Annotated in this window: 13 protein-coding genes; 1 reads left to right on the top strand and 12 read right to left on the bottom strand. The window is 39.7% G+C overall.

All coding sequences use genetic code 11. The annotated features are described in order from the left end of the window. Window positions 1-21: 21 nt before the first annotated feature. The 7 genes from lepB to FFM66_RS05440 all read right to left on the bottom strand — a co-directional run bounded on the left by lepB (window position 22) and on the right by FFM66_RS05440 (window position 5582). Window positions 22-582: a signal peptidase I gene (lepB, locus tag FFM66_RS05470; protein ID WP_069959653.1), complete on the bottom strand. Its 561-nt coding sequence runs from the start codon at window positions 580-582 to the stop codon at window positions 22-24. Between the two features lie 22 nt (window positions 583-604). Next, window positions 605-2035, bottom strand: coding sequence for a S41 family peptidase (locus FFM66_RS05465; RefSeq protein ID WP_137605253.1), 1431 nt, complete (start codon window positions 2033-2035; stop codon window positions 605-607). 180 nt (window positions 2036-2215) lie between these two features. Beyond that, entirely contained in the window at window positions 2216-2437 is a 222-nt protein-coding gene (locus FFM66_RS05460; protein WP_137605252.1) for a YozE family protein, read from the bottom strand. Further along, entirely contained in the window at window positions 2430-2951 is a 522-nt protein-coding gene (gene msrA / locus FFM66_RS05455) for a peptide-methionine (S)-S-oxide reductase MsrA (protein WP_048605023.1), read from the bottom strand. Before msrA ends, FFM66_RS05460 begins: the two co-directional genes overlap by 8 nt. A 72-nt stretch (window positions 2952-3023) precedes the next feature. Next, the gene (locus FFM66_RS05450) at window positions 3024-3665 is read right to left on the bottom strand and encodes a YpmS family protein (protein WP_137605251.1); all 642 of its coding nucleotides are present in this window, start codon (window positions 3663-3665) and stop codon (window positions 3024-3026) included. Further along, window positions 3665-4558: an SGNH/GDSL hydrolase family protein gene (locus FFM66_RS05445; RefSeq protein WP_137605250.1), complete on the bottom strand. Its 894-nt coding sequence runs from the start codon at window positions 4556-4558 to the stop codon at window positions 3665-3667. The genes FFM66_RS05450 and FFM66_RS05445 overlap by 1 nt, the downstream gene beginning before the upstream one ends. A gap of 181 nt (window positions 4559-4739) precedes the next feature. Then, on the bottom strand, window positions 4740-5582 hold the full coding sequence (locus FFM66_RS05440) for a DegV family protein (protein ID WP_137605249.1): 843 nt from the start codon (window positions 5580-5582) through the stop codon (window positions 4740-4742). Window positions 5583-5710: 128 nt separating this feature from the next. On the opposite strand from FFM66_RS05440, the gene trhA reads away from it, so the two are divergent. Then, window positions 5711-6364, top strand: a complete 654-nt coding sequence (trhA, locus tag FFM66_RS05435) for a PAQR family membrane homeostasis protein TrhA (RefSeq protein ID WP_137605248.1) — start codon at window positions 5711-5713, stop codon at window positions 6362-6364. A 49-nt stretch (window positions 6365-6413) separates the two neighbouring features. On the opposite strand, the gene FFM66_RS05430 is transcribed toward trhA, so the two are convergent. From FFM66_RS05430 to FFM66_RS05410, 5 genes are all read right to left on the bottom strand, one after another. Further along, window positions 6414-6893, bottom strand: coding sequence for a dihydrofolate reductase (locus FFM66_RS05430; protein ID WP_137605247.1), 480 nt, complete (start codon window positions 6891-6893; stop codon window positions 6414-6416). A 58-nt stretch (window positions 6894-6951) separates the two neighbouring features. Continuing rightward, window positions 6952-7896, bottom strand: coding sequence for a thymidylate synthase (locus FFM66_RS05425; RefSeq protein ID WP_137605246.1), 945 nt, complete (start codon window positions 7894-7896; stop codon window positions 6952-6954). A 12-nt stretch (window positions 7897-7908) separates the two neighbouring features. Next, on the bottom strand, window positions 7909-9783 hold the full coding sequence (locus FFM66_RS05420; RefSeq protein WP_137605245.1) for an ABC-F family ATP-binding cassette domain-containing protein: 1875 nt from the start codon (window positions 9781-9783) through the stop codon (window positions 7909-7911). A 120-nt stretch (window positions 9784-9903) separates the two neighbouring features. Further along, a complete protein-coding gene (locus tag FFM66_RS05415) occupies window positions 9904-11967 on the bottom strand; it encodes a cation:proton antiporter (protein WP_137605244.1) in 2064 nt (687 codons plus the stop codon). After that, window positions 11968-12252, bottom strand: a complete 285-nt coding sequence (locus FFM66_RS05410; protein WP_048605015.1) for a hypothetical protein — start codon at window positions 12250-12252, stop codon at window positions 11968-11970. Window positions 12253-12312 lie beyond the last annotated feature (60 nt).

Raw genomic sequence — 12312 nt, 5'->3', positions numbered from 1 at the left:
TTAAAAAAACTTTTTATCGTACTATGCAATAAATTTCCAATGAGGCAGCGGATAATAGACAATCCGTGCCTTTCCTAAGATATCTGTATTTTGAATGGAACCAAAAGAACGGCTGTCTTTAGAAACCCGCCGATTATCACCCAATACAAAATAACTGTTCTCTCCCAACGCAACTTCTCCTGTCAATTCCTGGAGAGAAAAATCATTCGTATAGGATGAATCACCGGAATCACTGCGCCTATTTTTTGTTAAAAATGGTTCGTCAACTGGTTTGCCGTTGATGTACAATTGATCTTGTTTATAGGCAATGACATCACCGGGTAGACCAATCACTCGCTTTATGTAAGTAGTTCCGCTTGGTAATTGAAAAACCACCACATCAAAACGGCGAATTGGGGATATTTTTTCCACCAGTACCATATCCCCTTGGTCCAATGTTTTCTCCATGGAGTTTCCTTCAACGGGAACCGGAATCAGGAGAAAGCCACGAATCACAATCGCGATCATAAAAGCCAAAATCGCATATTTGCAAATCACCCAGAATACATCCAAATATTTTTTCTTCACTGATTCTCCTCCCATCATAAAAACGCCAATTCATTTTTTATTTACTCTGTTTTGCTAATTCGTCTAATCCTGTTAAATAGGCCTGATCCTGCGTTTGCAGTTTTTTAGTAATCAGTGCTTCAATTTGTGTAGCAGTTTTTTCTTCCACTTCTCCTGTTACGTCTAATTGATATTTTTCTTGTAACTCTTTGACTGCCGCAGAGGTTTTTTCATTGAACAAACTACCGCTCGTACCATAATCAAGGGCATTTAAAAACTGATTCAAGGTAGATACGTCATCGGAATTCTGCCCTGCTTTCAATGTTTCATCCCGTGGCAGGGGCGGTAGATAGGCATACTTAGGATAGTCTGCTTCAATCGTCGGCTTGAGACCTTTTTCGTGAATCCAATCTCCAGAAGGTGTCAACCATTTCATGATGGTTAATTTGATTTCACTTTCGTCTCCTAAATCAGCAATGCTTTGAACGGTTCCTTTTCCAAAAGTCGTTGTCCCGATTACCGGAACATTCGCCGATTCCTTTAAAGCCGCAGCAAAAATTTCGGCGGCTGAGGCGGAACCACTGTCTACTAAAACTACAACCGGTTCTTTGACTTTAAATCCGTTGTCTAATTTTTCACTGGCTTTTGCCGTTGAGACAACACCTTCCGAGTCAGCAAATTCAACAATCGTTTTGCCGTTTTCTAAGAACATACTGGACATTTGTTCTACTTGATCCAATAAACCGCCAGGATTTTGCCGAACATCTAACAGAAAAGAAGTTGCTCCGTCTTTTCTCAAAGCCTCAATGGCTGTTTTTAATTCAGTGGTGGTTCCTTCGCCAAAACTGGTGATTTGAATCACCCCTACCTTTGGATGATCCGCAGCAATTTCACCATGAACCGTTTCCAGAGGAATAGTGTCCCGAACTAAGGTGACAGTAAATTGTTTTTGCCCCCGTTGAATGGTCAGTTTGACCTTTGTTCCTTTTTCCCCACGAATTTCTTGAACAACTTCGGTCAATTCTTTGCCCGCAGTTTCTTTGTCATCCACTTTTAAAATCTGATCTTTTGCTCGTAGTCCAGCTTTTTCGGCAGGTGTTCCTTTGATGGGCGCCTGTGCGATTTGTGGAATTTTATCCACCAGCACCAAGGTTGCTCCGATTCCTTCGAAGCTGTCAGACAAAGATTGATCCAACTCCGTGGCATCCTCTTGGTTCAAATAGGTCGTGTAAGGATCATCCAATGCTTCTGCCATCCCGCTCAAAGCACCTTCAATCAACTTCTCCTTATCAACATCTTTATAATAATTATCTGTGACAGTTTGATATAGATCATGTACCTTTTGCAATTCGTCACCATCTGTGGCTGTCTCACTTTTTTCTGCTTGTGCATCACTGTTTCGTTGGAAGAGAATTCCTCCACCACCAAAAATAATTGCAACACAAATCATGGAAATCATGTATTTATAAAAAGGAATCCCTTGCTTCATTTTTTCCTCCAGCTTTCTATCTTTCTCGCTAGTTTTGACCGTTTTCTTTTTTTAGCGTCTGTTTCATTTTAGCATAGTTTCTCTGGTTTGCTATGAAAAAAATTGATTATTCAAACTTTCTCAAAGACTTTTCTGACAAAAAAAAACTGATAAAATCAGCGGTGGATTTTATCAGTTTTTTTATTTATTTTCTTCAAGATATCTTTCCCATAGACGATCAAAAATATCCATCGTTGGCAGATAATCCACACTCATCTCCAAATAAGTAGATAATTCATGGTAATCCGTCGACTGTTTTGGAAATTGGATATCGTGGCTCGCATGGGTGGCAAAAACCTGTGCTTCATCACGGTGATTCGGTCCCTTGACGGCCATTAAATAGTGGTAAAAACTTTTATACATCCAAGTTCCCCCAATTTTTTTCTACAAAAGCAGCACGCCGAGCATGATTTCGGGCAAAATTTTCTGGATTCTTCTTGTAATATTCTTGATGATAATCCTCCGCCGGATAAAAAACTTGTGCCGGTTCAATCGCAGTCACTATTGGTCGATCAAAGCGACCACTGGCTTGCAACTCTTCCTTACTTTGCTGAGCGATTGCCTTTTGCTCCTTTGTCGTATAAAAAATCACGGGACGATAATTGTCGCCACGATCCTCAAATTGCCCAAAAGCATCGGTTGGATCTGTCTGCTGCCAGTAAATATCCACTAACGATTGATAACTAAAAATTTCTGGGTCAAAAATGATTTCAACCGCTTCTGTATGTCCCGTCGTATGACTGCATACTTGTTCATAGGTTGGGTGAGGAACATGTCCGCCAGTATATCCTGAAACGACCGAATAAATCCCTGGCGTTTCATCAAAAGGTTGAACCATGCACCAAAAACACCCGCCGGCAAAAATTGCTCTTTCCACAATAAAACACTCCTTTTTAAGTATCAGAATTCACTCTATAACATCGGTCTACGAAAAATAAGAACAATTCACTTATTTTTTAGTTGCTGGTAAATACAAACTAATCTGGATTTCATCGTCCACAAGATTGATTTTGTTCGCCCGCATGAATAATCCGTTTTGCATTCGAAACTGATCCAAACGAATCATGATATTTTCATCATCGGGATTGACTTCGATCCATTTTGGAAATTTATAACTGCGTTTGACCATGCTCATAACCTCTTTGAGCGGCAAACCTAACGTACCGATGGACAGACTTTTAGCTCGTAATTGAACATTGCCGTTATCCATGACATATGGATCAAAATATAAATAAAATTGAACCGGGAAACCCAACACCTTGAACTCTCCCGTCAGCATTGCTTCATTTTCTAAAGTGAATTCATATTTTACATCCGAATCCTTTTGAAATTCTTCCAAATAAAAATCAATCAACTCATTGACTTGCTTTTTATTGCTGTTGATCGTCAATACGGGCGTTCCCTGACGCTCAACAATAGCTGGTGTTTTTTTATAGTTCGGTTCGCGATTGGCAAAAATACGGGAACCAAAGAAAAAACCGGTACCTAATACAACCGCCACTAAAAGCAAAAAGGCAGAGCGCCAAGGATTTTTCACCCGAAACTTCCACATTTTCTTTTGCGGCTGTTTTCTTTTCGGTGTCTTTTCCATTAGTTTTGCTCCTTTATCCATTCATCTTGTGTTTTAATCAATTCATCACGTACCGTATTAGCCATCAATTGATAGCCAATGTTATTGGGATGAAATTTATCGCCATCATAAAGAACATTGTTATCCACAATCGACAGCTTATTGCCTTCAGAAGAACTGTTGTCCGTTTCTTCCAATTCACTGGTAATACCAACTTTATCATCTAATCCTTGATACAGCAAATCATTGATTGGAATAAAATACGCAGATGTTTCCTCCGTAAGAGCTTTTTCAGTTGCTGCGTTCCAGTTGTCAACAATCGTCTGCATGTCTGTGATTTCAGGGAAATTAAGATAAAAAGGATTGTAGATGCCAAGCACATAAATGGGTGCCTGTTGATTCAAGGTACGAATTTCATCCAACAATTCCGTCACCCGTGCTTGGTATTTTTTGATTGGTTTATTAAACGTTTTAATCGTCAAACCAAAAAAATTATCTTGGATGACCTTCATCAAATCATTTCCACCAACAGTTAAGGTAATAAAGTCTGCTGATTTCAGATTCTCCTGAATGGATGTATCCTTCTTCATTCGTTTCAAAATTTGATCACTGCGTTCTCCAGCGACTCCATAATTTTCGACTTCAACACTAGTTAAATTGTATCGGCTTTGAATATCATCGGCTACGATGGGAACAAAACCACCTCGATTAGTTTGATCTCCAATACCTTCTGTCAAAGAATCGCCGATTGCTACATAGTGTACTTTTGGTTTCTTATCCGAGTCCTTGTCAGAAGCCACAACCGGTTCTAGCCGTGCTTGTTCCTTTGGGATTGCCTGATTTAACACAAAAAAGATTAGCAATGCTCCGATGACTACCAATAATAGATGAATAATACCTTTCATTATTTTCAAAAAAATCCCGCTCCAATTAACGCATTCGTTTCTTTTTTTCTTATAAGTATAAAGCATTTTAGCAAAAAAAAGCTAAAAAAGGTAGTTTTCTTCCAGAAAGTTTACTGAAATTAGAAATTTCTAAATGTTATGTACAAGAAAATGCAACTCAAAGGATTGTCCTTCAAGCTGCATCATTTAATTATTCCGTGTAATACATAATGGCAAACGCACCTTCGCCTGTATGGGTAGCGATGATTGGTGTGGTTTGCAGTAATGGGATGTGCATATCTGGGAACAGCACCTGTAATTCTGATTTGAATTTTTCTGTCAATTCAAGCCCCGAAGCGTGGGAAATCCCGATTTGTTTTACATTGGGTAGTTCTTTCAATTCTTCTTTTAGCTGATCGAACCATTTCGTGAATGTCTTTGCTCCACGTCCCTTGACTACCGGAACCAATTCCGAATGATCAAAGTCCATCACGACCCGCATGTTTAACAAATTGGATAGAATTCCGGTCGCACGACTGATTCGTCCCCCTTTTACCAAATTGTTCAATGTAGAAACACCAATATATAATTTGGTATTTTCCCGCACCCGTTCTACTTCGTCTAAAACCTCAGTAATTTCTTTACCGGCTTGTGCCAACTCAGCTGCTCGAATAACTTGAAAGGATAATCCCTGATCGGTCGTGTCGCTATCAATAACGGTTACACTGCTTTTTGAAAGATTGCTGGCTTGTCTTGCTGCTTCGACAGTTCCACTTAACCCTTTTGTCATATGAATAGACAACACCTTGCTGCCATCTTTGCCTAATTCATCGTAAAGATCGACAAATTGTCCAATTGGTGGTTGACTTGTTTTAGGTAATTCCTTTGCGTTTTTCATCATTTCCATAAATTTCTCACCACTCAAATTGTCGTCATCTGGATAAACAACTCCATCAATCATGACGGATAACGGCATCACATGAATATTCAAACGATCCCGAACACTTTTTTCCATTGTGCAAGAAGAATCTGTTACTATCTTAAGTTTTATCATTGTTTGTCCACTCTCTCTTTAAAACTGGATACACTTCATGGTAGAATACGGTTAAACCTTATCTATTTCAAGTATAACAGAGAGAAATCAAATTTTCATCTTATTTAGAAAAGAAGGAGGACGCTTTCATGGAAAATTCAAAATTTAGTCGCAAATACCTCATTTTAAATGAAGTATTGAATGCGGTCACCCACGGAATCGGCTTTGGCTTGAGCGTAGCTGGTCTCGTTGTTTTATTGGTGAGGGGTGTACGAATGGGGTCGGCGATCCATGTGGTGTCTTATGCCTTATATGGTTCAATGATGATTTTACTTTTTTTATGTTCTACACTTTTTCATAGTTTGATTTTTACTAAAGCAAAAAAAGTTTTTCAAGTGTTCGATCATGATTCAATTTTTCTTTTGATTGCCGGCAGCTACACGCCTTATTGTCTGCTAAGCATTAGAGGATGGCTGGGTTGGACCTTATTTGTCTTGATTTGGACTATGGCGATCAGCGGTGTCGTTTATAAGTCCATTACCTTACATCGAAAAGAAACCGTTTCTAAAATTTCAACGATTATCTACATCATTATGGGCTGGTTATGTATCCTTGCTGCCAAACAATTACTAGCATCACTGGGAATTATGGGAACAGCTTTATTGGTGGGCGGAGGCGTTTCTTATACAGTGGGTGCCTTCTTTTACAGCATGAAACACATCCGCTTCATGCATGTCATCTGGCATCTGTTCGTGATGTTGGGTGCCGGGTTAATTTATTTTTCCATATTATTTTTTACCTGATTTCACAAAAAGACGACACTTTTCAAAAAATGAAAAGCATCGTCTTTTTTTATTTGCGTTTGTAAATTTCAAATTGGTGTGGGTAGCGATTTTTTTCGTCAAGGATTCCCTCGATTACTTCGACTTTTTCCCATTTGCTCCAATCTAACTTAGGAAAATAGGTGTCTCCTTCAAATTCGGCATCAATTACTGTTCGAAAAAGTGTATCACAGGCGGGTAGTAGCGCCTCAAAAACCACAGCACCGCCAATCACAAATAGCTGCTCCTCTTTTAGCGCCAGTACTTCATCCGCAGAATGTAAAACACGTACACCAGCAGCTTGATATGTTGGATTACTGGTTAAAACGATCGTCTTTCGGTTTGGTAATGGACGACTTCCCATTCCTTCAAACGTTTTTCGTCCCATCACGATAGTATGACCGGTTGTTTTTTCTTTAAAGAAGCGAAGATCATTAGGCAAACGCCAAGGTAAGGTTCCTTTATGACCAATTAAACCATTTTTATCTTCTGCCCAAATTGCTGCTAACATTTTTTCTCCCCCTTCTTTTATTCATTTATTTTTTCTGTTGCAAAAATCAATATGCCTGCTATACCGCAATCGGTGCTTTGATGGCAGGATGAGGATCATAGCCTTCTAAAGTGATATCTGCTGAATCAAAATCAAAGACAGATTTTTTATTTGCCAAAATCAGCTTAGGAAATGGACGAACTTCTCGGCGCAACTGCTCTTTCATCTGTTCAAAATGATTGTTGTACAGATGCGCATCACCTAACGTATGGATGAATTCTCCCACTGCTAAACCTGTTTCATGAGCAATTAAATGTGTCAATAATGCATAGCTGGCAATATTGAAAGGAACCCCCAGAAAAACGTCCCCACTGCGTTGGTACAGTTGACAGCTTAGCTTCCCTTCATTTACATAGAACTGAAACATTGTGTGGCAAGGCGGCAACGCCATGGAAGGCACATCTTCGGGATTCCAAGCAGAAACGATCAGCCGACGTGAATTAGGGTTTGTTTTAATGGTTTCAATCACTTCTTTAATCTGATCGATAAAACCGCCATCTTTGGTTTCCCAATGGCGCCATTGATAGCCATAAATATGCCCCAAATCCCCATGAACTTTCGCAAATGCCTCATCCTCAAGAATACGTCCACAAAATTTAGTTAATTCTGCTTGATAGAGTTGATTGAAGGCATCATCTACTAAAGATCGTCTGCCAAAATCTGTCATATCCGGTCCATTATACGCATTACTTTGTACATAGCGCTCAAACGCCCATTCGTCCCAAATATGATTGTTCTGTTGAAGCAAATAACGAATATTGGTATCTCCATGTAAAAACCATAGCAATTCACTTTTGATTAAGCCAAAAGGCACCCGTTTGGTTGTTAGAAGGGGAAAGCCTTCCGCTAAATCAAACCGCATCTGATACCCAAAAAGACTTTTGGTTCCGGTTCCTGTGCGATCGCCTTTTTGATGGCCTTCTTCTAAAATTTTCCGTCCTAAATCCAGATATGCTTGTTCCATCGTTTCCTCCTTTTATGCGTCTGCAAAATCACTCAAATATTCCCACCGAGCCATTTTTTCTTCCAGTTCCGTCTCCGTATCACTAAGGGCTTGTTGCAACTCTTGCAGTTTCGTAAAATTATCCCCTTGATGGTTCATTTCTTCTGTTAATTCTTCACACTTTTCTTCAAGTTTGGTAATTTCCTCTTCAATGGTTTCCCATTCCTTTTGTTCCAAATAACTCATTTTTTTCTTTTTAGGTGCTATTGTTTTTTCCTGGGATATTTTTGGTTCCTCTACGCTCGGCGAAGTTGTTTGAAGATAATCCATAATGGAACCATAATACCCTTCAATCTGACCTTGACCTTTAAAAATTAATAGCTTTTCTGCAACCTTATCCAGAAAATATCGATCATGAGAAACCGTGATTACAGCTCCCGGAAATTTGTCAAGATAATCTTCTAAAACTGTCAAAGTAGAGATATCCAAATCGTTGGTGGGTTCATCCATCAATAAAACATTCGGTTGTCCAATCAATAATTTCAGCAGATACAAACGTCGTTTTTCGCCACCGGACAATTTACCGATAAGGGTTCCGTGCATCTGTCTGGGAAATAAAAAACGTTCCAGTATTTCCGCAACACTAATTTGCGTGCCATCTGTTTGTCGCACTTGTTCTGCTGCTTCTTGCAGATAGGCGATCATCCGCTGATTTTCATCCATCGCTTCATTTTGCTGCGTATAATACGCCAGTCGCACCGTTTCACCCGTTGAAAGTGTCCCACTGTCCAATTCCAGCCGTCCCGCCAATAAATTCAGCAGCGTTGATTTACCGGTCCCATTTTCACCAGTGATTCCCAAGCGTTCCTTGGACTGAATCAGCAAATCAAAATCCTTTAAAATAAGCTGATTCTCAATCGAGTAATTTCCGGACTTTATTTCTAGAACTTTTTTGCCTAATCGTTTTGTTGCAACATCAATTGCTACTTCATCGGTAGTTTGAACTTGATACAAATTTTCTTTCAATTCTTCAAATCGACCGATCCGGGCTTGCTGTTTTGTGGAGCGGGCTTTTGCTCCCTTGCGCATCCAGGCTAATTCCTGTTTGTACAATTGCTTGCGCTTATCCTCTTGATCAGAGGCAATTCGTTCTCGCTCTGCTTTTTCCAAAAGATAGGCTTCATAATTGCCTTTGTATTCATACAGCTTTCCAAAAGACAGCTCAAACATGCGATTGGCTACCCGATCGAGAAAATACCGATCATGGGTCACCATCATCAACGCTCCTTGATACTGATTCAAATAGTTTTCCAACCATAAAATTGCTTCGTAGTCCAAATGGTTTGTTGGTTCATCCAACAATAGCAGATCTGGTTCATCAATTAAAACCTGAGCCAAACCCACCCGTTTTTTCTGTCCTCCGGAAAGGTCACCGATTTTCTTATGCAGCTCCTTCAACCCCAGCTTCTGCAAAATAATCTTTGCGTTCGTATCCGTCATCCACGCGTCATTCTCATTCATCTGTTCCTCTGCTCGTGTAAATACGGCTTGGGTTTGAGGATCGTTTTCATTTTCTGTCAATGCCAACAAGGCTTGTTCGTAGCGGCGAACCGTTTGGATTACCGGGCTTTCTCCTTGAAAAACGGCTTCTAAAATTGTTTCCCCATCGGAAAAATCAGTTGATTGCGACAAGAAGCCAATTCGGTACCCATTAGGATATGACACAGCAGTAACATCGCCATCTCCACTGTCTTTTCCTGCCAAAATTTTCAGTAGGCTGGATTTGCCTGTGCCATTGATACCAATAAGACCGATTCGATCTTTTTCATGTATCAAAAAAGAGATTTGGTCAAAAAGCGTTTTTTCTCCATAAGTTTTCGTCAAATGCGCCACTTTTAACTCTTTCAAAAAATCCCTCCTCGATAGTTCCTGCTTATTGTAACATATTCATTCTTTCCAAAAAATAGCTTCATCGTTTCTGCAAGAAATTTTGGCAAAAAGAAAAACACCAAAATTTGATGTTTTTCGCTATTTTTCAATTCGAATTTGCCACAAAAAATTAGTCAAACTTGTAAAATCCGTCTGATTGATTGCATAGGATTCCAATAAATTGACCTGTTTCCGATAATCATTGGCAGAAAACGTCGTGATTTTTTCTGCTTCTTCAAATTCATCGATCACTTTTCGCTCCAAATAATATCCCCGCAAAATTTCTTTTGTAAACGCAGGATCACCTTCCAGCATCATCTTAAAAAAGAAATCTGAGCGTTGCAACCGCTCAATAATTGACTGCCGACGATGCAAAAATCCTTCAATTAGTTGCTCATCATAAATATCCCGCAAATGTTCCAAACTATGCTGGATTTCTTGCGTATTTTCCTCAAAGACCCGTTGTAATTCGCTGATATCCCGTTTTTTCAACTCTTTTTTCCCAGAATGACGTCGTTGCAAAAAAAGCCGAGGATGGGTAATCACTCGTATAATTCGCCAAACGACAAGGAACCAAAAACCTAAGAAAGAAAAAAACTGCCGAGTCGCTGATTTTTGAAAATTAGTAATGAACCGGGAATAAATACGATAACTGTCACGGCTGATTTTTCCTTTTCGAAAATTTTCATCTAGCCCAGTTCGTTCAATCGATAAAATCAATCCTTGAATTTCTTGGACTTCTTGCTGCTCGCTTTCTGTCAGAGCTTCCTCATAGGTTTCCCAAATCCGCCCTTCATACGCATCAATAACTGATTGCAAAGCAACGTTTTCCGATTCTGAAAGAGTTTCGATTTCTCGGTCTTTTCTCAGCTGTTTCGTAACCTCTTTTAAAATCAATACTTGGTTTCGATCAAGAGGCAGCTCTGCTTCCCCGTCTGAAAGCAGCGGCAACACCATCAGGGCAACCACTAATGTTACCAAAATCACACCCGCAGTTAAAAACAGCAACAGCGCTCGATTTTCAAAGGTTTCCTCATGGATAACGACAGGTAAAATAAAGATTGTCGCTAGGCTGACAGTTCCCTTTACTCCGCCGAAGGTCAATAAGAGAATTTCAGAAAAACTCTCCATCATCTTATGCCATCCTTCTTTTATCAAATAGATGGCGGTAATAAATACCCAACGAATCAAAAATAAACTTAAAGCAATCAGCAGGATGATGCCTAACAAATACCAATTGGAATAATCTGTATTCTCCCAAATTGGTGAAAAAACTTGTGACACTTCGATTCCCAAGAAAATAAAAACTAGTCCATTCAAGGTAAATCCAATCATACTCCACGTTGCTTCTGAAACGTTTGCCAACTCTGCAGTAAACAGTGTAACTGGATTTCTGCGACCATGCGCCTGTGCAACACCTGCAACAACCGCTGCAATAATTCCTGATACGTGGAAACTTTCAGCAACCAAATATGCCGAAAATGGCAATAATAATTCAATCAATAGATAAGCTGTGACATCTTGTGCAGAAGCTTGCTCGATTAACTGAATGATTTTGCGTTTTACCCACACTACAAGAAAGCCTACCAAGCCACCGCCAACACTTGCCATAAAAAGTTGAAAACCAGCACTTGACCACGAAAAAGTGCCAGAAACCAACGCCGCTACAGCAAACTGAAAAGCGGTAACTCCAGATGCATCATTCAGTAGTCCTTCCCCTTCTAAAATCCGTACCGCTTTTTCGGAAATTTTTAATCGTTTCGTCAAAGAACCCACAGCCACAGCATCGGTCGGTCCTAACGCTGCACCAAAAGCAAAGCAGGCCGCCAATGGAATGAAAGGAAGCAGCTGATGCAACAATAATCCAACCCCTAGCAAAGTCAACAGCACGCCACCAAACGCCAACGCCAAGACCACACCAAAATTTTTAAGAATCATGGGAATATCAGCATGTTCTCCTTCACGGAAAAGCAGTGGTGCAATAATCATTACTAAGAAAATCTCCGGCTCAAAATTAATTGATTGACCATATGAGGTCAGCCCCAGTAGAATTCCCAGAAAAATTTGTAAGAAGAAAATTGGAATCGCAGGAACGATTTTATTGAAAATATTGGAGAAGGTGATTGCTCCTGCAATTAAAATCACTAACTCGATAAACGCCATCTATTCCCCTCTTCTCCGGGCTTTATCAAATACTTTCAGAAATATTTCTTTTTTCTCCAGCATTCGTTTTTCCAACAGTGCCAATTCTTTTTCATTTCCAGACAACCGCAGTTGTGCCCGCTTAGCTTCCAGTCGTAACAAATCATGTTTCAAGCGTTCGATTTTACGAAACGTCAGAATATTTTTCCGTCTCATTTCTTCGAGAAGTCGCCGTCGTTCTTCTACTGTATAGTGTCCATATTCTTGATGAAGCAGACGCATTTTCTCTTCAAAATTTTCAGTCATGATGACTCTCCCTTTATAAACTACTTTACTTTATTTTCGCTTTCTTTATTCTCTATCTTT

This window comes from Enterococcus songbeiensis (genome assembly GCF_005405265.1).
Taxonomy (GTDB): domain Bacteria; phylum Bacillota; class Bacilli; order Lactobacillales; family Enterococcaceae; genus Enterococcus_C; species Enterococcus_C songbeiensis.
The sequence above is the reverse complement of the archived record's forward strand: the minus strand, read 5'-3'. Positions and strand labels throughout refer to the sequence as shown.